General features: G+C 62.8%; 30 protein-coding genes, 2 tRNA genes and 1 pseudogene. 18 read left to right on the forward strand and 15 right to left on the reverse strand.

The features are described from left to right. Nucleotides 1-32: 32 nt before the first annotated feature. The gene (locus QA640_RS22460) at nucleotides 33-287 is read left to right on the forward strand and encodes a hypothetical protein (RefSeq protein ID WP_283035145.1); all 255 of its coding nucleotides are present in this window, start codon (nucleotides 33-35) and stop codon (nucleotides 285-287) included. Between the two features lie 52 nt (nucleotides 288-339). Here the strand turns inward: QA640_RS22460 and QA640_RS22465 are convergent, their stop codons facing one another. From QA640_RS22465 to QA640_RS22495, 7 genes are all read right to left on the reverse strand, one after another. Next, entirely contained in the window at nucleotides 340-1,425 is a 1,086-nt protein-coding gene (locus tag QA640_RS22465) for a 3-deoxy-7-phosphoheptulonate synthase (RefSeq protein ID WP_283035146.1), read from the reverse strand. A 230-nt stretch (nucleotides 1,426-1,655) separates the two neighbouring features. After that, nucleotides 1,656-2,234 carry an HdeD family acid-resistance protein gene (locus QA640_RS22470; RefSeq protein ID WP_283035147.1) on the reverse strand — a complete coding sequence of 193 codons (579 nt, stop codon included), beginning with the start codon at nucleotides 2,232-2,234 and terminating at the stop codon, nucleotides 1,656-1,658. A 61-nt stretch (nucleotides 2,235-2,295) separates the two neighbouring features. Beyond that, nucleotides 2,296-3,327, reverse strand: a complete 1,032-nt coding sequence (locus tag QA640_RS22475; RefSeq protein ID WP_283042859.1) for a PrsW family glutamic-type intramembrane protease — start codon at nucleotides 3,325-3,327, stop codon at nucleotides 2,296-2,298. Nucleotides 3,328-3,982: 655 nt separating this feature from the next. Next, nucleotides 3,983-4,252, reverse strand: coding sequence for a hypothetical protein (locus tag QA640_RS22480; protein ID WP_283035148.1), 270 nt, complete (start codon nucleotides 4,250-4,252; stop codon nucleotides 3,983-3,985). 170 nt (nucleotides 4,253-4,422) lie between these two features. Then, nucleotides 4,423-5,403 carry an acyl-CoA desaturase gene (locus QA640_RS22485; RefSeq protein ID WP_283035149.1) on the reverse strand — a complete coding sequence of 327 codons (981 nt, stop codon included), beginning with the start codon at nucleotides 5,401-5,403 and terminating at the stop codon, nucleotides 4,423-4,425. Nucleotides 5,404-5,649: 246 nt separating this feature from the next. Further along, entirely contained in the window at nucleotides 5,650-6,216 is a 567-nt protein-coding gene (locus QA640_RS22490) for a hypothetical protein (protein WP_283035150.1), read from the reverse strand. A gap of 254 nt (nucleotides 6,217-6,470) precedes the next feature. After that, nucleotides 6,471-6,545, reverse strand: a tRNA-Glu gene (locus QA640_RS22495). A 210-nt stretch (nucleotides 6,546-6,755) separates the two neighbouring features. Here QA640_RS22495 and QA640_RS22500 point away from each other — a divergent pair. The 3 genes from QA640_RS22500 to QA640_RS22510 are packed head-to-tail and all read left to right on the forward strand — an operon-like array spanning nucleotide 6,756 to nucleotide 7,492. Then, a complete protein-coding gene (locus tag QA640_RS22500; RefSeq protein WP_283035151.1) occupies nucleotides 6,756-7,010 on the forward strand; it encodes a PilZ domain-containing protein in 255 nt (84 codons plus the stop codon). A gap of 38 nt (nucleotides 7,011-7,048) precedes the next feature. After that, nucleotides 7,049-7,318, forward strand: coding sequence for a hypothetical protein (locus QA640_RS22505; protein ID WP_349253635.1), 270 nt, complete (start codon nucleotides 7,049-7,051; stop codon nucleotides 7,316-7,318). A 6-nt stretch (nucleotides 7,319-7,324) separates the two neighbouring features. After that, nucleotides 7,325-7,492, forward strand: coding sequence for a hypothetical protein (locus QA640_RS22510; RefSeq protein ID WP_283035152.1), 168 nt, complete (start codon nucleotides 7,325-7,327; stop codon nucleotides 7,490-7,492). A gap of 52 nt (nucleotides 7,493-7,544) precedes the next feature. On the opposite strand, the gene QA640_RS22515 is transcribed toward QA640_RS22510, so the two are convergent. Further along, a complete protein-coding gene (locus tag QA640_RS22515) occupies nucleotides 7,545-8,189 on the reverse strand; it encodes a glutathione S-transferase (RefSeq protein WP_283035153.1) in 645 nt (214 codons plus the stop codon). A 298-nt stretch (nucleotides 8,190-8,487) separates the two neighbouring features. Then, nucleotides 8,488-8,940 carry a VOC family protein gene (locus QA640_RS22520; protein WP_283035154.1) on the reverse strand — a complete coding sequence of 151 codons (453 nt, stop codon included), beginning with the start codon at nucleotides 8,938-8,940 and terminating at the stop codon, nucleotides 8,488-8,490. 172 nt (nucleotides 8,941-9,112) lie between these two features. On the opposite strand from QA640_RS22520, the gene QA640_RS22525 reads away from it, so the two are divergent. Beyond that, entirely contained in the window at nucleotides 9,113-9,463 is a 351-nt protein-coding gene (locus QA640_RS22525; protein WP_283035155.1) for a GrlR family regulatory protein, read from the forward strand. A gap of 165 nt (nucleotides 9,464-9,628) precedes the next feature. Beyond that, nucleotides 9,629-9,829: a hypothetical protein gene (locus tag QA640_RS22530; protein WP_283035156.1), complete on the forward strand. Its 201-nt coding sequence runs from the start codon at nucleotides 9,629-9,631 to the stop codon at nucleotides 9,827-9,829. Between the two features lie 206 nt (nucleotides 9,830-10,035). Here QA640_RS22530 and QA640_RS22535 read toward each other — a convergent pair whose 3' ends face one another. Beyond that, entirely contained in the window at nucleotides 10,036-10,266 is a 231-nt protein-coding gene (locus QA640_RS22535; protein WP_283035157.1) for a hypothetical protein, read from the reverse strand. Between the two features lie 286 nt (nucleotides 10,267-10,552). Here QA640_RS22535 and QA640_RS22540 point away from each other — a divergent pair, with 286 nt between their 5' ends. After that, the gene (locus QA640_RS22540) at nucleotides 10,553-10,834 is read left to right on the forward strand and encodes a hypothetical protein (RefSeq protein ID WP_283035158.1); all 282 of its coding nucleotides are present in this window, start codon (nucleotides 10,553-10,555) and stop codon (nucleotides 10,832-10,834) included. Between the two features lie 69 nt (nucleotides 10,835-10,903). Here QA640_RS22540 and QA640_RS22545 read toward each other — a convergent pair whose 3' ends face one another. Beyond that, complete coding sequence (locus QA640_RS22545; protein ID WP_198031950.1) at nucleotides 10,904-11,068, reverse strand: hypothetical protein; 165 nt, start codon at nucleotides 11,066-11,068, stop codon at nucleotides 10,904-10,906. 198 nt (nucleotides 11,069-11,266) lie between these two features. Here QA640_RS22545 and QA640_RS22550 point away from each other — a divergent pair, with 198 nt between their 5' ends. From QA640_RS22550 to QA640_RS22565, 4 genes are all read left to right on the forward strand, one after another. Next, complete coding sequence (locus tag QA640_RS22550) at nucleotides 11,267-12,028, forward strand: Sir2 family NAD-dependent protein deacetylase (protein ID WP_283035159.1); 762 nt, start codon at nucleotides 11,267-11,269, stop codon at nucleotides 12,026-12,028. 199 nt (nucleotides 12,029-12,227) lie between these two features. Then, complete coding sequence (locus tag QA640_RS22555; RefSeq protein ID WP_283035160.1) at nucleotides 12,228-12,890, forward strand: cold-shock protein; 663 nt, start codon at nucleotides 12,228-12,230, stop codon at nucleotides 12,888-12,890. 131 nt (nucleotides 12,891-13,021) lie between these two features. Beyond that, complete coding sequence (locus QA640_RS22560) at nucleotides 13,022-13,498, forward strand: DUF192 domain-containing protein (protein ID WP_283035161.1); 477 nt, start codon at nucleotides 13,022-13,024, stop codon at nucleotides 13,496-13,498. Nucleotides 13,499-13,573: 75 nt separating this feature from the next. Next, nucleotides 13,574-13,650, forward strand: a tRNA-Pro gene (locus tag QA640_RS22565). A 174-nt stretch (nucleotides 13,651-13,824) separates the two neighbouring features. Here the strand turns inward: QA640_RS22565 and QA640_RS22570 are convergent. Beyond that, nucleotides 13,825-13,938 (reverse strand): annotated as a pseudogene (locus QA640_RS22570) (IS481 family transposase); the annotation flags it as partial. 433 nt (nucleotides 13,939-14,371) lie between these two features. Here QA640_RS22570 and QA640_RS22575 point away from each other — a divergent pair. Both QA640_RS22575 and QA640_RS22580 read left to right on the forward strand, forming a co-directional pair. Continuing rightward, complete coding sequence (locus QA640_RS22575; protein ID WP_283035162.1) at nucleotides 14,372-14,647, forward strand: ribbon-helix-helix domain-containing protein; 276 nt, start codon at nucleotides 14,372-14,374, stop codon at nucleotides 14,645-14,647. 423 nt (nucleotides 14,648-15,070) lie between these two features. Continuing rightward, nucleotides 15,071-15,352, forward strand: a complete 282-nt coding sequence (locus tag QA640_RS22580; protein WP_283035163.1) for a hypothetical protein — start codon at nucleotides 15,071-15,073, stop codon at nucleotides 15,350-15,352. On the opposite strand, the gene QA640_RS22585 is transcribed toward QA640_RS22580, so the two are convergent. Next, nucleotides 15,340-15,573, reverse strand: coding sequence for a hypothetical protein (locus QA640_RS22585; protein WP_283035164.1), 234 nt, complete (start codon nucleotides 15,571-15,573; stop codon nucleotides 15,340-15,342). The genes QA640_RS22580 and QA640_RS22585 overlap by 13 nt on opposite strands. A gap of 224 nt (nucleotides 15,574-15,797) precedes the next feature. Between QA640_RS22585 and QA640_RS22590 the strand changes: the two genes are divergently transcribed. Together QA640_RS22590 and QA640_RS22595 are read left to right on the forward strand one after the other, a co-directional pair. Next, nucleotides 15,798-16,181: a hypothetical protein gene (locus QA640_RS22590; RefSeq protein ID WP_283035165.1), complete on the forward strand. Its 384-nt coding sequence runs from the start codon at nucleotides 15,798-15,800 to the stop codon at nucleotides 16,179-16,181. A gap of 975 nt (nucleotides 16,182-17,156) precedes the next feature. Beyond that, complete coding sequence (locus QA640_RS22595; protein WP_283035166.1) at nucleotides 17,157-17,348, forward strand: hypothetical protein; 192 nt, start codon at nucleotides 17,157-17,159, stop codon at nucleotides 17,346-17,348. A gap of 23 nt (nucleotides 17,349-17,371) precedes the next feature. Here the strand turns inward: QA640_RS22595 and QA640_RS22600 are convergent, their stop codons facing one another. Beyond that, nucleotides 17,372-18,550, reverse strand: a complete 1,179-nt coding sequence (locus QA640_RS22600) for an OpgC domain-containing protein (protein ID WP_283035167.1) — start codon at nucleotides 18,548-18,550, stop codon at nucleotides 17,372-17,374. A gap of 286 nt (nucleotides 18,551-18,836) precedes the next feature. Between QA640_RS22600 and QA640_RS22605 the strand changes: the two genes are divergently transcribed. Next, nucleotides 18,837-19,142 (forward strand): ETC complex I subunit, encoded by a 306-nt coding sequence (locus QA640_RS22605; RefSeq protein ID WP_283035168.1) that lies wholly within the window; start codon nucleotides 18,837-18,839, stop codon nucleotides 19,140-19,142. A 115-nt stretch (nucleotides 19,143-19,257) separates the two neighbouring features. Next, the gene (locus QA640_RS22610; RefSeq protein WP_283035169.1) at nucleotides 19,258-19,755 is read left to right on the forward strand and encodes an Lrp/AsnC family transcriptional regulator; all 498 of its coding nucleotides are present in this window, start codon (nucleotides 19,258-19,260) and stop codon (nucleotides 19,753-19,755) included. Nucleotides 19,756-19,962: 207 nt separating this feature from the next. Here the strand turns inward: QA640_RS22610 and QA640_RS22615 are convergent, their stop codons facing one another. Beyond that, entirely contained in the window at nucleotides 19,963-20,991 is a 1,029-nt protein-coding gene (locus tag QA640_RS22615) for an AraC family transcriptional regulator (protein WP_283035170.1), read from the reverse strand. Between the two features lie 104 nt (nucleotides 20,992-21,095). On the opposite strand from QA640_RS22615, the gene QA640_RS22620 reads away from it, so the two are divergent. Then, complete coding sequence (locus QA640_RS22620; RefSeq protein WP_283035171.1) at nucleotides 21,096-22,268, forward strand: isovaleryl-CoA dehydrogenase; 1,173 nt, start codon at nucleotides 21,096-21,098, stop codon at nucleotides 22,266-22,268. Nucleotides 22,269-22,312 lie beyond the last annotated feature (44 nt).

Consider the following 22,312-nt stretch of genomic DNA (forward strand, 5'->3'; position numbering starts at 1 on the left):
GGGGCGTCGGCAGGAAGGAATGGAGGAGAAGAATGAAAAAAATCGTCGTGGCCCTGTCGCTTCTGGTCCTGCTCGATGGTGCGGCCATCGCCCAGACCGGCGGCAAGGGAGGAGCCTCATCGGGAGGAGCGGCGTCAGGCTCGGTACTGCCTGCGCCCGTCGGTCATCGCCAGCCGCGCGCTTCCGACGTGCCGAGCGAGAAGAACCTCAGCGATCCCAGTGATCCCCTGAGCAAGGAAAACCAGGCGCTCGACAAGAAGATCAAGAGCATCTGCCGCGGGTGCTAGAGTATTTTTCTGCGGGAGGGGCGCGACAGCTCGCCCCGCCCGCAGGCTTGGTCTACGCGGAGCGCTCGTGGACTCCGGAGCGCTGCGTGTTCCGCCGGATTTCGACCGCGTCGGCAAGCTGTTCGAGCACGCGCGCCGTCGTCCTCCAGTCGATGCACCCATCGGTGATGCTTTGGCCGTAAGTGAGCGGCTTGCCCGGCACGACGTCCTGGCGCCCGGCGACGAGGTTGCTCTCGATCATCACGCCCATGATGCGGCTCTCGCCGCCAGCGATCTGACCGGCGATGTCGGCGGTGACGATCGGCTGGTTCTCCGGCTTCTTACTCGAGTTGGCGTGGCTTGCGTCCACCATCAGCCGCGGTCCGACGCCGGCCTTGGCGAGCTCGTTGCAGGCCGCCGCAACGCTCGCGGCGTCGTAGTTCGGCTTGCTGCCGCCGCGCAGGATGATGTGGCAGTCTTCATTGCCCGCGGTCGACGCGATCGCCGAGCGGCCGCGCTTGGTCACCGCCATGAAATGGTGCGGATGGGCGGCAGACTTCACCGCGTCCGCAGCGATGCGGACATTGCCATCGGTGCCGTTCTTGAAGCCGACCGGGCAGGAAAGCCCCGACGCCAGCTCGCGATGGATCTGGCTTTCAGTCGTGCGCGCGCCGATCGCAGCCCAGGACACGAGGTCGGCGATGTATTGCGGCGTCGTCATGTCGAGGAATTCGGCGCCGGCAGGCAGGCCCAGATTGTTCACCGCCGACAGCACGTTGCGCGCTAGCCGGAGGCCCTTGTTGATGTCGAAGCTGCCATCGAGGTCGGGGTCGTTGATCAGGCCTTTCCAGCCGACGGTGGTGCGCGGCTTCTCGAAATAGACCCGCATGACGATCTCGAGCTGGTCGGCGAGATCCTCGCGAAGGCGTGCGAGCTTCTCGGCGTAGTCGATCGCAGCCTTGGGATCGTGCACGGAGCAGGGGCCGACGACCACCAAAAGGCGGTCATCCTGGCTGTTGAGGATGGCGTGGATCGCGTTGCGCGCTGCCATCACCACACGGGTTGCGGTGAGCGTGCGCGGGACCTCCCGCATCACCTCTTCCGGCGTGCTCAGCTCTTTCAGTTCGCGGATACGAAGGTCGTCGGTCGTGCTCAGCACGGCGGGCTCCTGTTGTTAGAGAACCTGCCGGCCAATAAAAAAGCCGCCAGGTCTGGCGGCTGTTCGGATGTCTTGCTGCAATGTATCAGATTGAGCGCGATCCTCCCGCCGCCAGCAAGCTGCCGTAGCTAAAGTACCAAAAATAGCTGGTGGCGAGGGTGATCATGGCCGGCTCTATAGCGCAGCATTTGGGGCTTGTCACCCCCAATAAGGGGCGAGCAACGCGCCGATCAAGTGTTGCTGTTGCGCGCCGCAAGCGAGATGCCGATCAGCGTGGCGCCGCCGAACAGGAGGTTGATCCCGACGAGGATACCGATCGCCCATTCCGCCGAGCTCGGCAGGCCCGTGATGACCAGAAACGAGATCACGATGTCGACGAGGCCGGAGATCATGAGCCACGACCAGCGGCCGGTCAGCTCGCGGCGATGCTCCAGCGCATACATGATGGTGGTGACGCCCTCGGCGAGAAAATATGCCCCGAGCACGATCGTCAGCGTCAGCACCGCCTGCATCGGCCGCGCCAGCAGGACCATCCCGGCGAGCACGGCCAGCGCCGCCGAGATCAGGGACCACCAGAAGCCCGGCATGTTGCGCGCCCAGAAGGTGACGACCAGCCCGCCGATGCCGCTAATCAGGAACATCCAGCCAAGAAAGATCGTGATCGCGAGGCTTGCGAGCGGCGGCAGGATCAGCGCGGCAATGCCGAGAATGACGAGCAGGATGCCTTCGAACAGGAAGGCTTTCCAATGCGCCTTGACCGCTCGGCTCATGGCGGACTCCAAGCGCGTAAATTGCTCGGGCGACGTCATAGTGGCCTCCAGGCCGCAAGGACCAGAGCTCATTGTAGTATGTGCGTTCCGCAGTGACCACTCAGGGCGCGGATGAAAACCCTTCCGCGGTGGTGCGGATGCGGTTGCGGCCGAGAACGTAGATCGCCGTTGTGACAACCAGTAGGGCGATGCCGAGCAGGATCGAGGTCAGACCGATGGGGATCAGCACCAGCGTCACGTTGTGATCGGGATTGACCAGCCAGTGATGGATCGAGGTCAGCACGAAAGCGAGGCCGACAAACCCGATGCCGCCGCCGATGACCAGCAGGGCCCACATCCGCCGAAGCTGGCTGAGGCGCTCGCGCGCAATCTCGGTGCGCGGTGCGTGGTGGCGCGCGACGCGGCGCACCAGGCGGATGGCGAAAGCGATCGAGCTGAAGCCGATCAGAAGGCTCGCCGCACCGAACCACATCCGCACATTCGGATCGAGGTCGGGCATTCGCTGCAAGGTCAGCAGCGGAAAATCGAAGCTCGCGTGCAGCGCGAGCGGGCCCACAAGCATCAGGACGCGGCTCGAGAAACGCGCCCAGTCGCGATGATGGCGGTGCGCGCCGAGCGCCGTGCCGGAGCGGGCGATGGCGAGGTAGGCCCCCGCAATGATGCCGAGCGCGCCGTGGAAGGGCACCGTGAGCACGCTGCGCAAAGCCGCCAGCGAGCGCCACATGTCGGCATGCTGCACGAGATAGGCGAGGTTTTCGTAGGCAGCAAAGCCGAGCCCGACCGCGGCGCCATAGACCACCGTGTCCATCGGATTGGCAAAGCTCCGCCGCTTGGTCGAGGAAACCAGCACGATGGCGATGACCTTCACGGCTTCCTCCGGCAACGCTACGCCGAAGATCGAATGCATGGCGAGCGCCGCCCAGGGATCGTCGGGAGCTGCGACCATCTTGGCGAACGGCGCACGGGCGAGCCCCAGCAGCGAAATGCTGGCCGCACCGAGCACGAAGGCGGTCCAGACCTGGGCCGGCGGGCCGGGACGCTCCTCGGCCGCAATGACGAGCCAGAGCATCAACAAGGCCGGTGCGACGGCGGCCGTCCCGATCACGGTCGGCAATGCTTCAAGCAGGGTCATCATCGGCTGGACAATAGGTTCCCTTGGTCGGCTTATCCACTTGCGGCGATGCGACGATGTGTCATGCGTTTGCTGTCGCAAGCCTTTACGGTTCCGACAGCTTCCGTTCATCCGTACTCGACGCGGGAATCGAAAGGGAGAGCGCAATCAACCGTATAACCGCCCCCCGCTCGATATCTACATCAAGAATCGCGCTGGCCGCGCGAAGCTATGTTTAGTCAGACAAAACAATGAGTTCCGGTCGCGTCTTCGCTCTACGATGCGATGTTCGAACGGCATGTCCACAAGCAAAATCGCGAAAACCGGGTAGGCCCAGAGCGCCTATCGCTGATGCGGCGGCTGGTTGCGGCGTGCGCGGACCTGCTCGAGCTGCCAGAAGACCCGCACAAAACATGAGCCCAGGCTGACGATGATGAGCAGTAGCAGGACGGCTTGATCTGGAGCGGCAAGCTGGATCATGCCCCTGACAAAGCAACACCTATGCCATCTGTTCCCCGCGGCGCTCCGCGTTCGGTGCAGACGTGCTGCTAAAGCATGATCCGGAAAAGTGTGATGCGGTTTTCCCTCGCGACAAACGCGGCACGCGTTTGCGCGGAGATCTTGCGCAAACAACAACCTGAAGCGCGACGACGATTCATCCTAGCTTCATCGCGCCCTAGTGCAGCCCGCCTGTCACCGCACCCGCATATGTGCCGTCGGAAGCCGATTGGGCGTCGGGCGAGATGTCGAACGTGCCGAGATGGAATTCATCGCCGACCGCATCTGCTGACGGCACTTGCGCCAGGAGCGTGAAGGCTGCGTCCGGATATTGCTGCCAGACTTGGAGGTCCCCCTCCGTGATCGTCAGCCAGCCGAACGTGTACATGTAGCGACCGGGCTCGGTGACCCGGCCGACGCGTTCCCAGGTGATCTTGTTGACAGCCATTCGGTCTCCGATCGCAAACGAGCAATGACAGCGAAGGCCGCGCACAAGGCACGGTCGGCATCAGTTTGCCGCGAAAATTTGGGCCAAGGCAAGGCGATTAGTCGAATGCGGTTAAGGCGGGCCGGCGCGGGCAACCAGCCAGGAAGGGATCAGCCGGCTCTCGATGGGGCTCACGCCTCCGGCGCCGTCTCCGCAAGCTCAAGCTGACGGTGCGAGGCGCGGAAGACGTCATGCACAAGGCCGAGCTTTTCCATGCCCAGAATGATCAGGCCGTTGAGATCGAACTCGTACCAGGCATGCGAGACATAGGCATCGCGCGGGAAGCGGTGATGATTGTTGTGCAGTCCCTCTCCGAAGGTGAGGATCGTGGTCACAAGCTCGTTGGTCGAGGCGTCGTCGAGCTCGAAGCGGCGATAGCCGTAGCTGTGGCAGACCGAGCCGGTGAGCTGGCTGACAAGGATGAGAAGGTAGGCGCGGAAGAGCCCGGAGAACAGCGCGCAGCCGATCATGGTGTGAATGCCGCCGCAGGCGTAGCCGATGGCTGCCGGAAGGAACACCGCCGACAGGCCATACCAAACCCACCGCGTGCGGACAAAGAACATCGCGATCGGGTCGGCCAGAATATCCTTGGCGTAGAAATCGTTGTCGGTGGTCGCCTGGTCGAACACCCAGCCGCCCTGGGCATGCAGGAAGCCCTTCAAGAGGCTGATATAGCGGTTGCCGAAGCCGTCGTAGAGCGGGCTGTGGGGATCGCCGACGTGGTCGGCGTAGAGATGATAGCGGCGATGATTGGCGACCCATTTGGCGATCGAGCCCTGTATCGCCATCTGCGCGATGGCGCAGAAGAATGTCCGCATCACGGGCCCGCACCGGAAGCTGCGATGCACGAGCAAGCGATGCATGCCGGCGCCGATGCCGAACGTCGTGAGCGAGAACATGCCTGCGAAGACAGCAAGTTCCACCTTGCCGATGCCTTGCGTGAAGGCCCAGATCAGGCCCGCGATCGAGCCGACGTAAAGGATGCCGAGGAGGAGATAGCTTTCGCGCAGCTTGGCCTGAACGACGGGTCCGCTGACGATCACCCCGGGTGGAAGTTGCGCCAGGGTCGATTGGGACCCTTCCGGGACGAACTCTGCATCAGCCACGGACATTCCACACTCCCGATCCCGCCGCGATTGTGAGGGTACGCGCGCGCACCCTAAAGCTTGAGGGCCAGCGATTCCAACAATTCAGTTGAAGGAAAGTTAAAATGCTACCCCGCTTCCGAGGCGAGCGTCGGGGTCTCAGGCCGGGGCCTTCGGGGGCGCTGTGGAGCGAACCACTAGATCAGACGTGCGTGCACTATCGCCACGGCGGCAATCCCCGATGTGAGTGCTACGAGGTCGCGCGACGGCTCGTTATCGTGAAACTGCGTGGTCGCGACGGCCGGAAGCGATCAGTCGAACGATTTCGCAGGTGGCAACGAGACCGATCAGCCACGCGACGTTGAGCAGTCCGAGGCGTGCCACCACCGCCGTCGTGAAGGCACCGGTGCCGCCAAGGAGCGGTGTGATAGCAAGCAGCGTGAGCTCGTACGCGCCGTAGGCGCAAAGCAGCGCGAGTGCGAGCATGAGCGGCGTGCTCTTCAAGGAGAGACGCCAGAGCGCGGCCGACGATACCGTGGTCGCAGCCAGGGCGGCGGCGGCAATCGCAACACCCCAGGCCAGAGTGCCTACGTCGATCGGATAATGAAGCGCGGCAAACCCGATGGTTTGGTTGACGAGCCACGCGCCGGCGACGACGAGCAGGGCCGGCCGAAGCGCCAGTGTGGCCGCGGCAATGACGGCAAACGCCGCAAAGGGAGTCGCACAGGCGAGCGCGAAGCTCGCAAGCGCGCATGAGGTGGTCAGCAGCGCGAAACCGAAGGCCGCTGCATGGCGCGGCTCGACCGGACGAAGGCGGACGTGATCGACGAACAACGGCATGAAACATCCTCTCGCCGAACTCTAGTATATTTTGAGGTCTGAGCCAGTCCGAGGTCTCTGAGCCAGTCCGAGGTCAGGGATTGGCGGGCGGAACCTGGCATCACCGGCCGATAAGCAGGACGATCGTCGCCAAGAAAATGGCGAAGCCGATGGCGGGCACAATGATCCAGACGGTTTCGTTCCTCATGCACGGATGAGGCCGGAATTTGCGGTATTCCGATAGCTATACGTTGGTTGCGTGCGAGGGCCGGCTGTGGCGCTCCCTAGCGGAATCGAACCGCTCTCTCCACCGTGAAAGGGTGGCGTCCTAACCGATAGACGAAGGGAGCAAAACTTGCGCCGTGCCGGGGTCCAAACGAGTCGTGCCCGGAATGCCCTGCGGCGGCCGAACGTATAGTGGCCTTTGGCCGATGGGGCAAGCCATTCGGGAACGTCTTTTGGGACCGGTGGAGAAACCCCGCCCAGGGAAAATTCGAAGGCAATTTCAACGGTTTCTTAGCGTTCCCTGCGGTAGTTCTGGAGGAGGAGAGTTTCGGCCGATGACCGCAACCAAGAAGCGGGAAGCACGCAAATTGCTGTCCAAGCACGCCTGGATCACGCTTGAGGGCGGGTTCGCCGCGCGGCACTGCCTCGTGGCGGATATCTCCACCTCGGGCGCCCGCATCACGCTTGGCGAGGACGCGGCCCAACTGCCCGGCATCATCCGGCTGGCCTTCGCGCGCGATGCCCGGACCGGCCGGAACTGCCAGGTGGTGTGGCGGCGTGGCAAGTCCGCCGGGATCAAATTCATCTGACCTTCGGCACCCGCGGCGGTTCGGATGGAAACCGGACCGTGCCCGAGCTACAAGGCGGCATGCGCGCGTTCTCCATCATCATCGCCATCGGCTGTTTCGCCATCGCATCCGCCCGTGCCGAGACGGCGCGCCTGCCCACATCGGATCGGTCGCCTCAGACCGGCAAGGTGCTGCCGCTCAAGGGCACGGGGAGCGCCAATGCCTGCGCCGCCTATGGCCCGGGCTTCGTCAAGGTCGAGGCCACGGGAAGCTGCGTGAAGATCGGCGGCACGCTCGATGTCGGGATCAGCGCCTCCAGCCGGCGCTAGCGTCGCATGCCGGCGGACGTCCTGTCGCTCGACATCATCGTCCCCATCCTGGTGTATTGCGCGCTGCTCTGGTGGGTCGGCCGCGGCATGGGCTGGACCGCGCGGCTTGCGACCGCCGCCGTCACGCTGGTGCTGGTCGTCTGCGTGCTGCTGGTCGAACGCGGCTGGCGTTAGGGCCTGATCCGGGCACCTTTTTCCGACGAGATCATGCCCCAAAACAACGTCGTCACGACATCGGAGGCGCGACGTACTTTTCGAAGCCGGGCCTGCTCGCGAATTCAGCGAACCAGCGTTTCAGATTGGAAAGCTTGGGGCGGGTGATGCCTTCGACGCCGAGCCAGCGGCGCGCATATGCACCGAGCGCGATGTCGGCAATGGTGAAGTCGTCGCCCTCGACGAAGCGGCGTGTCGCAAGCTGCTGGTCGAGGATGCGCCAGACCTCGGCCGCCGCGTCGGCATCCTTCTGGATCTGCACCATATCGCGCTCGCCAGGCGGCGTTCGGACGATACCCCAGAACACGGGACGATCGGCCGGCTGCAGCGTTGAGAGCGTCCAGTCGAGCCAACGGTCGACGCCGGCGCGCCGTTTCGCGGCTTGCGGATAGATCGGGGTGTCCTGACGATGGGCGAGGCAGAGATAACGCATGATGGAATTGGATTCCCACAGCACGTAGTCGCCGTCGACCAGCGTCGGGATGCGCGAATTGGGGTTCATCGCGAGGTAGTCGGCATCGCGGGTGCGGCCGAACTGCATTCCGGCATCGATGCGCATGAAAGCAAGATCAAGCTCGGTCAGGCACCACAGCACCTTCTGAACGTTGACCGAGTTGGCGCGGCCCCAGACGGTCAATTGCAGCTTTTGCTCCGGCACGTTGTTCCTCCCATGCTTTGCGGCGGGTGATAGCGGAATATCGCGCGCCGCGCGAGCAGCGTCGACGAACTCCCTCTCATGCAAAAAGCTCCGCCTCGGGCGGAGCTTTCAGACGCATCCGATAGCGGTGACCGGCCTCAGTGGCCGAAGAATAGCCACAGCAGAATGATCACCGGGATCGGCACGCCAAGCAACCACAGCAACAGCCCTCTCGCCATTCGTGTCCTCCTCCAGATGTCCTTGTTGAGGAGTGAACGCCGAAGGCCAGGGCTCGTTCCAGACGGAACCAGCGTGCTGCCTACCAGTGACCGGTGTTCGGCATCGACAGCCACGGCTCCTGCGGGGGCTTCGGTTCGCCTTTCTGCAGCAGCTCGATCGAGTGCAGGTCGGGCGAGCGGACGAACGCCATGTTGCCGTCGCGCGGTGGACGGTTGATGGTGATGCCGGCTTTCATCAGCCGGTCGCAGGTCGCGTAAATGTCGTCGACCTCGTAGGCGAGATGACCGAAATAGCGGTCCTCGCCGTATTTCTCCTCGTCCCAATTGTAGGTGAGCTCGACCAGCGGCGCGCCGCGCGTCTGGGGGAGCTTCTTGAGCGCTTCGAGATCGTCCGAAGAGCACAGGAAGACGAGCGTGAAGCGCCCCTTGTCGTTCTCGATCCGTCGCACCTCCTTCAAGCCGAGCGCGTCCTGGTAGAATTTCAGCGCGACGTCGAGATTGCGCACGCGCAGCATGGTGTGGAGGTAACGCATGGTCTTTTTCTCCCTAGGCGGTCCTTGACTGAGGCGGGCTTCGTTCGGCCGTTCCATAGCAGCAAACGCACGGCGAGGGCAGGGGAGGAGCTTGCAACCCGCTGCATGGCAGGCTCGCGCTTCGCGCCCCTGCTCGACGCTGTCGGCGCCGGGTTGAATCGTCGGGCCCGCCATGAAAAACGGCCTCTACTCCATCCACATCCACATGCTCGACGGCGTGAAGGGTCGCGACAGCGGCGTGCTTGTACTGCGCGATGGGGTGCTGCTCGGCGGCGGGCCGTATTTCTGGTCGCAAGGTTCGTACACGGTCGGCAACGGCACCTGGAAGGGCGAGCTCGCAACCAACCAGCACACGCCGTTTGCCGATCCCTTCGTCCGGCCGCTGTTCGGCGGGCAGGAGGTCACCAGCGGGTTCTCCGGGACGTTCACCGACAAGGAGGCGGAGGTGTTCGGTACCGTGCTGGTCGGCGGCAACCGCAGCCTGAGCTTTCGCGCGACTTTGAAGCGGCTCGCCGACATCTGATCGCGCACCGGAAAGCGTTGCGCGGCAAAGCCTAACGAGAACTTGCGCAAGATCGGATAACCCTATTCGGTTAGGTTAAAAACCATATCGCGTTGCAGTTGCGGCGCATTGCGATAGGTGTCGGCTCGCAGGCAAAGCCAATTGAGAGTGGCAGACACAACGGCCATGACACCACCTTCGACGCCGTCCTTCTACCAAGCCGACCGGGAGACCTTTCGTCGTGTCACGGTCGTCGGCACGCTGTTCTGCGCCGCCTTCATGGTGATCAGCTTTTCGCTGCGCCCGCAGATGGAAGAGGGATCGCACGTGCTCGTGAAGGCTGATCGGCCGATTCGGACGGCGGGGCAACCGCCGCAGACGCACTGAGTGCGCCGCAGCGAATCCTATCGCCGCGAATGTGAGTCGTCGCCGGGGCCGCGGGCACGCGAGGCGCTGTGTGCGGCGAGAGCCAGGAATCCGGCGTAGCCGACCAGGTTGAGCAGGACTTCAAGCCACGCGGGCATCGCAGCCTCTTTGCGCGAACGAGGATAGCCAACGCGCTAAGGGCAGTTTTGTTCCGGCTCGACGATCACTCAAGTCCCGGAAGACGGATCCAGCCGCCGCCCGAGGTTCGAGACCGAAGTTGCCGAGGGCGGGTCCTTCAGGAACTCGGCGATCGCACGGGCAAGTTCGCCATCGCTCATCGGCGTCGGTGGCGGGCGCAAAGCGCCCACCCCGAAACTGCGGACAATTTCCTCGTAGTGCTCATCCTGGCGTCTGGGAATCAGCCTGCGGATGCGGGCAAGCAATGCGGATATCGGCAAACGGACCTCCTCAATTGCCCCGATTGGCAAAGGGGCGCCTCTGCTGCCACCGCGCCCTGAAATTGAAAACCCCGCCAGCACCACGGAGGATGCTGACGGGGCTTCGTGCTTTCGCCTCGACCCGGATGGCGGAGGCTGCCGCACTTGCGGGTCGAATGCGCCGCGAGCCCGTTTGTTCCACAATGGTTCGATTTTTTTCGAAAGGGCCGGGTTTCGCCGGCATCGAGCGCCCGCAACCATCGGACGATGCAGGCGTTGGTCCCACCAGGAATGGAGGAGAAAGCGCATGAGAAAAACACTGGCAGTTCTGGCCACCGTTGCGACCGTCGGCGCGACCGCGATTGCGTCACCGGCAGAGGCGCGCGGGCGCGGAATCGGACCGGGGCTCGCGTTCGGCCTCGCAGCCGGCGCGCTCACGGCGGGCGCGATCGCCGCGTCCCATCCGTATTATTATGGTTATGGCCCGGATTATTATGACTATGGTCCGAGCTATTACTACGGACCGGGTCCTTATGCTTATTATGGCGGACCGGTCTACTATCGACACCATCACTGGCGTCACTGGTAAGACCAAAAGCCAAAACAAAAAGCCCGGAGCAGCGCTCCGGGCTTTTTGCGTGTTCAATTCAAAACGGCCTTACGGCCAAAGCGACGGCCGCTCGACCTTGCGGGCGTTCTCCAGCGTCGAGACAAAATATTCTTCTCGTTCGCGTTTGAATTTCTCCTGAGTCGCGCGAAAAGCGGCGACGCGCGCGGCGATCTCTTCTCGCTCCCTCGCTTTACGCTGTTCTTCTTCTGTCATGTCCATCCCCTTCTTACCAAGCGACTCAAGCGCTGCCGCCGCATTGCGTTGAGTCGGATTCGAACGGATGCATTGTTCGACCTTGAATGGGGCGTCAATGGGGACGAGGCATTGCAGGATTGTGGATAGGCGATGGTCGGAAAAACGCTTGCAGACCTCGTCGCGTGCTGGGTACCTTCGCGAAGGGGATGGCTGCCTATGATTGCATCAGATCTTCGCAGCGGCGTCGACAGGCTCGGCGACTTGATCGCCGCGGCACGCACCATCGTGCCGTTCACCGGCGCCGGCATCTCGACTGAGTGCGGTATCCCCGATTTCCGCTCGCCGGACGGATTGTGGTCGCGTAACCGTCCGATCCCGTTCGACGAATTCGTCGCGAGCCAGGAGGCGCGGGATGAATCCTGGCGCCGACGCTTCGCGATGGAGCCGACCTTTGCCGCCGCGAAGCCCGGACGCGGTCATCGCGCGCTTGCCTCGCTCTACCGCGCCGGCAAGGCTCCCGCCGTCATCACCCAGAACATCGACAATCTGCACCAGGCGTCGGGCTTTGCCCCTGACCACGTGATTGAACTCCATGGCAATACCACTTACGCACGCTGCATCGGCTGCGGTGAGACCTATCAGCTCGACTGGGTGAAGCGCCGGTTTGACGCAGACGGCATCGCGCCGGATTGCAGCCTTTGTGCCGAGCCGGTGAAGACGGCGACGATCTCGTTCGGGCAAGCGATGCCGGAAGATGCGATGCAGCGTGCGACGGAGCTTGCGCAGCAGTGCGATCTCTTCATCGCGATTGGTTCCTCGCTCGTGGTGTGGCCGGCGGCAGGTTTTCCAGTGATGGCGAAGAATTGCGGTGCTCGTCTCGTGATCATCAACCGCGAGCCGACCGAGCAGGACGACATCGCCGACCTCGTGATCCACCACGACATCGGCGAGACCTTGGGGCCCTTCGTCGGCAACTGACGTCGAACTTGATTCGTGGCTGTGCAAGGCTGTTCATAGGTTCCGGCGAATCTCTTTTTTGTCTATGCGCCGCAACCGGGAATGTTATCTTTTGATTCGAGAGATTCGTGTGGCGTCAGGGTGAGAAGGTCTCGTCCAGACGCGTGATTCGGCACCGTCGCTGAGGGCGGTCTGCCTTTGATGTGTGAGGTCCGGGGTTATGGGGTCGTCGGACGGATTCGAGTCCAAGAAGGTTGGGGTTCCCGCGCCAGGCGCGTCGTCTGGGCGGCTGGCACCAGGTGAGATTGCTGGTGCCGGTCGCGATGCCGCACTCAATCCCTTCACCGGGCTCGGTGAGGCCAGCGCCAATCTTGTCGAAGTCACGGGCGTCATCAAATGGTTCGACGCTTCGAAGGGCTACGGATTCATCGTTCCCGACAATGGCTGGCCCGACGTGCTGCTGCACGTTACCGTGCTCAGGCGCGATGGTTTCCAGACCGCTTATGAGGGCGCCCGCGTCGTCGTCGAGTGTATCCAGCGCACCAAGGGTTACCAGGCGTTCCGCGTCATCTCGATGGATGAGTCGACCGCGATCCATCCCGCCCAGATGCTGCCGCCGCGCACCCATGTCACGGTGACGCCGACGAGCGGGCTCGAGCGGGCGCAGGTCAAGTGGTTCAACCGCCTTCGCGGCTTCGGCTTCCTGACCTGCGGCGAGGGCACGCCCGACATCTTCGTGCACATGGAGACGCTGCGCCGCTTCGGCATGACCGAGTTGCGCCCGGGCCAGTATGTGCTGGTCCGCTATGGGCCGGGCTCCAAGGGCATGATGGCCGCCGAGATCCATCCCGAGACCGGATCGCCGGGGCTCCAGTCCCACTAGCTACCAGTTCTTCCAGCCGGCTGTTCCCGGACTCGTGAGCGGCCGGGGCGGGTGGGGCAGTCTGGCATTTGCCATGATCGCCGGGTTAGGATGCGCATCCCACCCCACGCCGCTGGCATGAGTGCCGTTCCATGAATCTTGATCGCAAGGCAGCCTGGTCGCTGATCCGGGGCTTGTTGGCCGCAGTCCTCGTTTTCGCCGCTTGCGTCAGCCCCATGCGGGCCGCGAGTTTCCAGCCGCTCGAGATCGCGACCAGGAACGGCGTTCAGGTATTCTCCGTCGAGATGGCCACGACCGAAGAGGAGAAGACGACCGGCCTGATGTACCGGAAGGAGCTCGCGGACGGGAAGGGCATGCTGTTCGACTTCTCGCCCGAGCAGGAAGTGACGATGTGGATGAAAAACACCTACATCTCGCTAGACATGATTTTCATCAGAGCCGACGGTCGCATCCTGCGGATCGCCGAGAATACCGAGCCGCTGTCGACCAAGATCATCCCTTCGCGCGGGCTCGCCCGTGCTGTCCTGGAGGTGCCGGCCGGCACCGCCCAGAAATACGGCATCCGCCCCGGCGACCGCGTCGCGCACCCGCTGTTCGGCGCCAAATAGAGAAACGAAAACAGCCGGCCGAAGCGCCTTGCTGGCTGCCCCTGAAGCGTGTATCGACGGGGCCTGCTGGACATTCGGGGTATAGCGCAGCCTGGTAGCGCGGCAGTTTTGGGTACTGCAGGTCCGCGGTTCGAATCCGCGTGCCCCGACCAGTAATTTCAAGCACTTAGCAGAAAATCTAAACGGGCTTTCGAGAGCCTCGCGAACCCCAAGCACGCGCCCGCTCGACCCTCGCCTCGCTTCGATCGGGACGTTGGTGCGGTCGCGCATCGATCGAGATGCTCACTATCGCCCGCCGACCATCGGCGGATCCGCTTGTTGCCAACCTGCGGACTTATCCCGAACCGCCGGCAAAGTTCGCGCCGGTTCGCGCCTTCTTGCGTCGCAGGCCTGATAAACTGAAGCCGCTGCTCGATCGCCAGCACCTGCCGCCATGGCATAGACGGCCCTCCCAAACAGCCATTCCATGCCTTCAGATGTGTCAGTCAAACACCTGTCACTCTAGTCTAGTCCCTGAACGAAACATGCTGGCGATACGTGAGCAATTGATTGCGGAATGAGACTGCGCAGCGGCAACTGCAACAATAGAAATGGGCGGAAAGCGAATTGGGCGCGATTGAGTTCGATGAGAACGACCCGGAAGGCGTTGCCTTCGAATACGAGGTTCTGGAATGAGAGCGCGCTCGCCCGGTCACCGGGTGGTCAGCGGGCGGGTGCGAGTGGGCGATTGCGGAACGATTTGTTGCATATCGAACAGACGGCACCGAACGACTCGCCCACACTGACGTCATTCCGGGATTTTGCTTCTCCTTCCCGGGCTGGAGCACAGCCCGCGTTCATTTCAGGCGGGCGGCGATCGAGTGTGAGGAATCCATGAAATCCCCCGTCGTTAAACGATCCATCGTTGTCGCCGGCCACAAGACCAGCGTGAGCCTGGAAGCGGCCTTCTGGAATGGCATGAAGGAGATTTCCGGCCTGCGCAGCATGACGCTGTCGGAGTTGGTCTGCGAGATCGACAGCAACCGCCCGCACGGCAATCTGTCGTCTGCGATACGCTTGTTCGTCCTTGACCACTTTAAGAGTCGCGCCACGGCGACCCAGCCTCAGCAGAAAATGCCGGCACTGCAGCCATCCCTCGATGGGGCCTGAGAGGGCGCGGGACCGGAGCCCCGCGCCCTGGTCGTGTCCAGCGAGCCGATGAGATCAAGGCGCACGAAGTTGGCAAGCTCCAGACAGCGCGCGTGGGCTATGCAGACGCCCGACTGCGCTCGATGCTCTGCCCCGCTGATGACCCACGATGTATGCCGACAGCGGAAAGCTCAACTTGCGGAGGCTAGGCGAGCGGAACGGCGACGCAAATTGATCTTGCGCAAGTGAACGAAGGCTTGTCGGCTCATCCGCTAGAATAACCGTATCCGCCATCACCGGCACGCTCACGAGCCGGCATGGTTGATGAATAGTCGATGAATGCCCGCGCGCGGCCAGTAGCAAAATCCACTCTCGCTCCGAGAAACCGCGCGCGGCTTTGCGGCGTTTAGTTCCTACAACAAGGCCCATGGGAAGGAACTGAACATGCCATTGACCAGCGCAGCCGCAGCTACCATCCTCGCCCTTCAGCTCGGGACACCCGCAGTCGTCCAGAACGAAGTGCCCGCAATCCAGGACGAAGCGCCACTGGTTCTGGTTCGTGGTGGGTGGTGCGGCAACGGCTATGACATCGACATCTATGGTCGTTGCTATCCGAATGGCGTCATCCCGCCGCAGTACCAAGCCGCGCGCCAAGGCTACGGCTACTACCAGCCGCGCCGGTACTACAGGGACGAGTATCGGCCACGGCACTACTATCGCGACTGATTGAGACCACGCCCGGCAGCTTCTCCCGTCCCGCGGGCGCGCGCAATCTTGCGGAACGTCTTGGCGTAGGTGCGGTGCTGGCCCTTGACGATCGCGCCCGTGCGTTCGTCCGCCGGCACCTGCTTGAGCAGCGGGTCGAGAAGATCGTAGATCGTCAGGTCGGGCCAATAAACTGGTGCCACGAGAAAATTAGAGACGGACAAACGAGAGAACTGATCCACGAAGACTCGGAGCCGTCAACCGAGCACCGGAGACAGCGATCTGCCAAGCAGGCACTCAAGGCGAAGGGCTGAAATGAACGACCCGGTCCCGCTCGCCCGCGTCACGGATTGAACATCCGCAGCAGCATTACGTTGCCGGTCTGTGCGAAGAATAGCTGCTCCGGCGGCCCCATTCAGATCGGGTTCATTCTCCCTAGGCCAATCTGCAGCTAGGAGGTTCTCCGATGATCGTTACTGTTCTCACAGCCGCGCTGACGCTGGGCCAGGCAATGCCGGCCGCCGATATCCAACCTTCCATCCAGCGGGTCCAGTATGGAGTTCCCAGGCATCCCCCGCCATGCGGCCGTGGATGGGACGTGAGCGCTCGTGACGGCATGTGTTATCCAAACGGATACCTTCCACCGCAAGAGCAGGAAGCGCTGCAAGGTTACTATCGCCGCGGTCGAGGCTACGGCTACGGCTACGGTAGATATCCTGTCCCATGCGGCAATGGCGCAGACGTCGACGTCCGAGATGGACGCTGCTACCCGAACGGAACGGTGCCGCCTCAATTCCAGCAGGGGCGTGGTTATTATGGCCGTCGCGGCTACGATTACGACGAAGATTGAGGCCTCGCTCACAGGCATCGCCAAAGGATTGAAAGACGACGTTCGCCGCCTGCGGGTTGAAGGTCGTATCGCTCACGCTGCAAGCGATCCCGGCGCCTGCTTTTGGTGGGAGCCGCGTTGAAGGACAGGGTGGATCTCGCATGGCGCCCGGCAAATCAGCATTTGGCGAGGCTCCCATGTCGTTCACGGCGATCGGTTCGATCTCCAGCGCAGCGGTAACGTCTCAGTCCGCGGCAAGCTCCGCCTATTCAAACCTTGGGTTTCTGTTCGCAGCGCGTCGCGACTTCTGCGCGATTCAGGCAGATGGCGCGTTTGCCTCATGCGAAATGACCAAGGCTTCATCGAACCTTTTGAGCCCGCGGTAGACATACGGGTATTGGGGATTTCAGCGCCCAATATGTAAACGGACGCCGCCAAGCGATGATATTCCGCTTGAGCGGCGTCGCGCTTTTCCGGAGCCAACCGATTGGCCGTGCGGACCGTCTCAACTCGACGCGCACCAGCCCGCCGGGAACGGGACGAGCGGCCAAACCGTCTGATTGTCATTCGCTGCATCGGGGAGTTCTTCGGCGGCTCGTCCGACGGTCGGCGTCGAAGGCGGAGACGGAATCGCCAGATGCAAACAAGCACATTGCAGACTGACGTTGAGCAAATTCACACTGAGCAAACTCATCTCGATCGACCCGGATAGCAGGCGTCTCAAAAATTCAATTCAGTTCGAAATCGTCACGCCTCAAAACGGCGCGGTCATCTCAAATCTCACGCATTCTAGAAAAGACCGGACACCGTTTCAACCACGGCGGCCTGCACATCCACGACAGTTAAGGTTGATGGGTTAGGTTAAGCGCACGCTCGTGTTGCGGCCAGTTTGTCGACTGTTATCAAATCAGTCCCGGCTCGCCGCAGCGCCGACGAACCTAGCTCACACAACTTCGCAGACACCGCGGCGTCTTCGTCTCTTGCGAGTTTCTCGTCATGGTTTTCGATCGCAGCTCCCAAATCCCCGATTTACGATCCGGTTGGACCGAGATCTGGCACTTGTGGACCATTATCGTGCCGAGGCGCTCGATCAACGGGCAGTTGGTCTACGGCAAGGTCTGGCGTCGCCACGACGGCCGTCGGTGGATCTACAAGAAGTTCACCGAATATAGCGACGAAGCGGCCTGAAGCGGCGTTTCGCGTTTGCTCGCTCAGCCCGCCTTCGCACTGGTGGCCGTTGGCTTCGCCGTAGCGGGCGGCTTTAACGGTTTGTCCTGTCGCTTCGACCAGGAGATGTAGTAGGCGACCGTCGTCATGATCGCGATGCCGGCGATGCTGACGAAGAGCTGCGCGAACAGCGAGCCCGAGCTCATCGACAGTTCGAAATGGCCGACGAAGGACAGGAACACGCCGACGCAGAACACGGCGAGCGACTGCTGGCCACAGACGATCACGGGATCGAAGACCTTCCACTCCAGGCCCGGCCAGTCCTTCGGCACGAAGCGGATCACGAGGATCACGATGACGACGAAATGGATGAAGCGATAGGGCGCAAGATTGGTCTTGTCGTTCGGGTTGAAAGCCGAGAACAGCCACTCCGGAAACATCGCGCCGAGGTTCGGGAAGCGGCCCGCCATCGTCATGATCAGCGCGAACAGGAGATAGGCGAGGCACAGATAGAGCGTGATCGACGAGTTGATCAGCGTCATCGAGCGCCGCGCTCCGCCCATCGCACACCAGGCCCCGAACACGAACAGCACCTGCCAGCAATACGGGTTGAAATACCAGGTGCCGGCCGGGTAGGCAGTGAGATTCCAGCCGAAATGCCGCGCTACCAGCCAGAGGATGATGGAGAGCCCCATCGTGAGGTCCGGCTTGCGTAGCATGAACCACAGGACTGGCGGGAATAATCCCATCAACACGATGTAGAGCGGCAACACGTCGAGATTGAGCGGCTTGAAGCGCAGGAACAAGCCCTGCCGCAGCGTCTCGGTGGCATTGTCAACGAGGCCGGCGACATTGAACTCATCGATCATTTCGGAATCGCCGAAGCGCAAGGCCAGATAGCTGATCGCGGCGATGTAGATCACGAACAGGATGACGTGCGCAACGTAGAGCTGCCAGACGCGCTTGGTCAGCCGGGTGGCGCCCACGATGAAGCCGCGCTCCAGCATCATCCGCGCATAGACGAAGGAGGCGGTATAGCCCGAGATGAAGACGAAGAGGTCGGCGGCGTCGCTGAAACCGTAATTCCGCGTCGTGATCCAGTTCACGACGTTGTCGGGGATGTGGTCGAGGAAGATCGCCCAGTTCGCGACCCCGCGAAACAGGTCCAGCCGGAGGTCACGGCCTTTTTCGGGAAGCGTTGCGTTGATGTTCAGGAAGGCCATTCGAAGCAGCTTTCGAGGAGGAAACGCAGAACACGGGGAGCGCGCGGCGAACGCCCAGATCAGCCGTACCGCGCGGCCAGGCTCCTGGTCCGCGGTGCGCGGGGGCTGAGATTGTCACGGCGCAGCATAATGACTATACCCGTTGGCAACGCTACCCCCAGGATTGTGGAATCACCGTTCAAATTCCCGATACGGTGTTCTCTATACTATCCCGGTGGTTTCCACCAATAGCTTCGGTGACGCATACAGTTAGACCGAATAGACGTTAAAGGGATCTGGCCGTCCAATGACCGCACGCATTTTCAAGCCCGCCAAAAACGCGATGCAATCGGGCAAGGGGAAGACCCGGGAATGGCAGCTCGACTATGAGCCGGAGCAGCCGCGCGCGGTCGAACCGCTGATGGGCTGGACCTCGTCGGCGGACATGAAGCAGCAGATCACGCTGCGCTTCGAGACCAAGGAGGAGGCGATCGCCTATTGCGAGCGCAAGGGTATTGCCTACCAGGTGATCGAGGCCAAGGAGTCGATCCGCCGCCCGGTCGCCTATGCCGACAATTTCTCCTTCCGCCGCGGCGAGCCTTGGACGCACTGATCCGGACGCGCTGAGCGTAGGGCCGTACGGCTGCCAGCCTCCCCTCGAGCCCTTGGCAGGGATTTTCTCGCATGCTTCGCTGGGCGAACCGTGACGGGATCATGACGAGGTGGGTATGGCCGGGCGTTACCAGCTCGACGGCGTCGACCTGAGGATATTGGCGGAGCTCCAGGAAGACGGCCGCGTCCGCAACAATGAGCTCGCACATCGTGTCGGCGTCTCCGCGCCGAACTGCCTGCGGCGGCTCAAATCCCTCGTCAGCCGCGGCGTGATCAAAGCAGTGCGCGCCATTCTGGACGAGCGGCTCCTCGGCTACGAGGTGATCTCGTTCGTCGCCATCCAGCTCGGCAGCCAGGCCCAACCGGTTCTGGAGGCTTTCGAGATCTCCATTGCCACCATCCCGCGCATCCAGCAGTGCTGGCGGATCTCCGGCGATACCGACTATCTCTTGAAATGCGTGGCCCCGAGCGTGGACAGCATGCGGCAGCAGCTGCTGCATTTTGCCGCCATGCCGAACGTGAAGAACGTCCGCAGCTTCCCTGTGCTGGGCGTTGCCAAGGACGTACCGCTGCCCGTGCAGGAAATCGCCGCCGCGACCACGCCCGCCGTTTAGTCAAATATAAGCCCCGGTACGCCCCCATTTCGTTGTCCGCCCTGTTGCCTGTTTTCGCGCAGCCAGATCGCTTGGCGCGCCGGTCGTCTCGAGCACGCAGGCGCTCGTCAGCGAATTTGCCATCGTTCCCTGCATCTCAATCCATGGCAAAGCGCAGCGTCGCGTGCGGCGAGGGGGCGGATAGCGGTTAAGATCATCTGTGCAAGCCTAACGGTACCTGGCGCGAAACTCGCGCGGCGAGGCGCCGGTCCAATTGCGGAAGGCGCGCGAAAAGCTCTTCTCGTTGCGAAACCCGGCGATCTCGGCGATCCGCTTGATCGGCGCGCGGCCGCGCATCAAGGCTTCCCTGGCGAGTTCGAGCTTTGCCTCTTCCTTCAACGCGCGCAGCGAAGTTGCCTCGTCGCGGAGGCGACGATGCATGGTTCGGGTCGACAGCGCAAGCTCGCTTGCGACGTCGTCGGCGGTCAGGATCCGACCGCGCGCACTGCGCAGCACGCGCCTGATCCGCTCCACCATCAGGCGGTCGCGCCGGTAGGGCAGCACGGTCAGGCGCAGCGCACCCTTCAGCATGCTGTCGAGATCGGACGGGCTGCGCTTCAGCGGCAGCGCCAGATAGCGCTTGTCGAAGGTGATGCTGGCGCGTTCCGCTTCGAAGCGAACGTTCTTGCAGAAGATCGTAGGATAGACCGAGACGTGTCGCGGCTCGGCATGAGGGAATTCCGCGGCGCGGAGCGCGATCGCGGAATCGACGGCCCAGCAGGAGAAGCCGAGCACGTAGCGCAGCAGGGTCACCAGGCAGAACTCGCGCAAGGGCCCGAGGTCGCGCTGCTCGCGAATACAGATCACGGCGGTGTCGCGGTCGACCGCCAGTTCGAACAGCACGTCCTCGGTGAGGATGCGATGATGCCGGCACCAGCGCTTCAGCGCCACCTCGAGATTGGGAGCGGTGATCGAGGCTCGACACAGCATGCCATAGGTGCCCCAGGGCAGCCGGCGCGAAAACCAGCCGAGGGCCTCGTCGTCGAGCTCGCGCATGGCGTAACCCGCCAGGATCTCGAACTGGGTGGCCGTGATCCGCCCGTCCGCCGATCTGAGAAGGTCGGCGGACACCTGGCTCTTGGCTAGCGCCTCGGCCGCGTCGCGGCCATATCTGGCGTAGGCGGCAACCACCCCGCGCACAAAGGCGGCCGGTGTCACGGCACGGCGAGGAACTGCTGCGGTGGCTTGAAAAGGCATGCCGAATCCTCGCCAACTATGGCGGAAAATGCAACCTTTTCGACGACCCGAATGCCCGATCGGGGGTAGGCTTGCAGGCAAGATAGACTGGAGGAGCGCAGCCCATGAACATCCCGAGCATCGATTTCGACCTGGGCGAAGACATCACCATGCTGCGCGATACGGTACGCGCCTTCGTGGAGGCCGAGGTCGCGCCGCGCGCCGCCGAGGTCGAGAAGGCGAACCTGTTTCCCGCAGACCTCTGGAAGCGCTTCGGCGATCTTGGCCTACTCGGGATGACCGCGCCGGAGGAATATGGCGGCTCCAACATGGGCTATGTCGCCCATATCGTCGCCATGGAGGAGATTTCGCGCGGGTCGGCCGCCGTCGGCCTGTCCTACGGCGCGCATTCCAATCTCTGTGTCAACCAGATCCGCCGCAACGGCAATGACGCGCAGCGGCAGCGCTATTTGCCAAAACTGATTACCGGCGACTATGTCGGCGCGCTCGCGATGTCCGAGCCGGGCGCCGGCTCCGACGTCGTCTCCATGAAGCTGCGCGCCGACAAGCGCGGCGACCGCTATGTGCTCAACGGCTCGAAAATGTGGATCACCAATGGCGGCGACGCCGACGTGCTGGTGGTCTATGCCAAGACGGACCCGGAGGCGGGCCCGCGCGGCATCACCGCCTTCATCATCGAGAAAGGCTTCAAGGGCTTTACGCACGGCCAGCATCTCGACAAGCTCGGCATGCGCGGCTCCAACACCTATCCCTTGTTCTTCGACGAATGCGAGGTGCCGGCCGAGAACGTGCTGGGCGGCGTGGGCGAGGGCGCCAAGGTGTTGATGTCCGGCCTCGACTATGAGCGCGCCGTGCTGTCCGGCGGTCCGCTCGGGATCATGGCGGCCTGCATGGACGCAGTCGTGCCCTACATGCACGAGCGAAAACAGTTCGGTCAGCCGATTGGCGACTTTCAGCTCATGCAGGGCAAGCTTGCCGACATGTATTCGACCTGGCAGGCCACGCGCGCCTATGTCTATGCCGTCGGCCGCGCCTGCGACCGCGGCGGTCACGCGCGCTCACTGCGCAAGGACGCTGCCGCTGCGATCCTCTACTCCGCCGAGAAGGCGACGTGGATGGCGGGCGAGGCGATCCAGGCACTCGGCGGCGTCGGCTATACCAGCGAATTTCCGACCGGGCGTCTTTGGCGCGATGCAAAACTCTACGAGATCGGCGCCGGCACCTCGGAAGTGCGCCGCATGCTGATCGGCCGGGAGCTGATGGCCGAGACGGCCTGAAGCCATTTGGAATCGCCGCGAAAATGGTCCACCCTGTTGCGGCA

Source organism: Bradyrhizobium sp. CB82 (assembly GCF_029714405.1).
Taxonomy (GTDB): Bacteria; Pseudomonadota; Alphaproteobacteria; order Rhizobiales; family Xanthobacteraceae; genus Bradyrhizobium.

Coding starts and splice junctions, on each gene's coding strand:
- QA640_RS22615 (WP_283035170.1), bottom strand. CDS start 20,991: ATGCCTTTTCAAGCCACCGCAGCAGTTCCTCGCCGTGCCGTGACACCG.
- QA640_RS22610 (WP_283035169.1), top strand. CDS start 19,258: ATGGCCGGGCGTTACCAGCTCGACGGCGTCGACCTGAGGATATTGGCG.
- QA640_RS22480 (WP_283035148.1), bottom strand. CDS start 4,252: ATGGCTGTCAACAAGATCACCTGGGAACGCGTCGGCCGGGTCACCGAG.
- QA640_RS22555 (WP_283035160.1), top strand. CDS start 12,228: ATGGGGTCGTCGGACGGATTCGAGTCCAAGAAGGTTGGGGTTCCCGCG.
- QA640_RS22605 (WP_283035168.1), top strand. CDS start 18,837: ATGACCGCACGCATTTTCAAGCCCGCCAAAAACGCGATGCAATCGGGC.
- QA640_RS22500 (WP_283035151.1), top strand. CDS start 6,756: ATGACCGCAACCAAGAAGCGGGAAGCACGCAAATTGCTGTCCAAGCAC.
- QA640_RS22560 (WP_283035161.1), top strand. CDS start 13,022: ATGAATCTTGATCGCAAGGCAGCCTGGTCGCTGATCCGGGGCTTGTTG.
- QA640_RS22550 (WP_283035159.1), top strand. CDS start 11,267: ATGATTGCATCAGATCTTCGCAGCGGCGTCGACAGGCTCGGCGACTTG.
- QA640_RS22575 (WP_283035162.1), top strand. CDS start 14,372: ATGAAATCCCCCGTCGTTAAACGATCCATCGTTGTCGCCGGCCACAAG.
- QA640_RS22485 (WP_283035149.1), bottom strand. CDS start 5,403: ATGTCCGTGGCTGATGCAGAGTTCGTCCCGGAAGGGTCCCAATCGACC.
- QA640_RS22540 (WP_283035158.1), top strand. CDS start 10,553: ATGAGAAAAACACTGGCAGTTCTGGCCACCGTTGCGACCGTCGGCGCG.
- QA640_RS22460 (WP_283035145.1), top strand. CDS start 33: ATGAAAAAAATCGTCGTGGCCCTGTCGCTTCTGGTCCTGCTCGATGGT.
- QA640_RS22620 (WP_283035171.1), top strand. CDS start 21,096: ATGAACATCCCGAGCATCGATTTCGACCTGGGCGAAGACATCACCATG.
- QA640_RS22590 (WP_283035165.1), top strand. CDS start 15,798: ATGATCGTTACTGTTCTCACAGCCGCGCTGACGCTGGGCCAGGCAATG.
- QA640_RS22595 (WP_283035166.1), top strand. CDS start 17,157: ATGGTTTTCGATCGCAGCTCCCAAATCCCCGATTTACGATCCGGTTGG.
- QA640_RS22530 (WP_283035156.1), top strand. CDS start 9,629: ATGACACCACCTTCGACGCCGTCCTTCTACCAAGCCGACCGGGAGACC.
- QA640_RS22470 (WP_283035147.1), bottom strand. CDS start 2,234: ATGACGTCGCCCGAGCAATTTACGCGCTTGGAGTCCGCCATGAGCCGA.
- QA640_RS22580 (WP_283035163.1), top strand. CDS start 15,071: ATGCCATTGACCAGCGCAGCCGCAGCTACCATCCTCGCCCTTCAGCTC.
- QA640_RS22600 (WP_283035167.1), bottom strand. CDS start 18,550: ATGGCCTTCCTGAACATCAACGCAACGCTTCCCGAAAAAGGCCGTGAC.
- QA640_RS22545 (WP_198031950.1), bottom strand. CDS start 11,068: ATGACAGAAGAAGAACAGCGTAAAGCGAGGGAGCGAGAAGAGATCGCC.
- QA640_RS22525 (WP_283035155.1), top strand. CDS start 9,113: ATGAAAAACGGCCTCTACTCCATCCACATCCACATGCTCGACGGCGTG.
- QA640_RS22475 (WP_283042859.1), bottom strand. CDS start 3,327: ATGACCCTGCTTGAAGCATTGCCGACCGTGATCGGGACGGCCGCCGTC.
- QA640_RS22490 (WP_283035150.1), bottom strand. CDS start 6,216: ATGCCGTTGTTCGTCGATCACGTCCGCCTTCGTCCGGTCGAGCCGCGC.
- QA640_RS22510 (WP_283035152.1), top strand. CDS start 7,325: ATGCCGGCGGACGTCCTGTCGCTCGACATCATCGTCCCCATCCTGGTG.
- QA640_RS22520 (WP_283035154.1), bottom strand. CDS start 8,940: ATGCGTTACCTCCACACCATGCTGCGCGTGCGCAATCTCGACGTCGCG.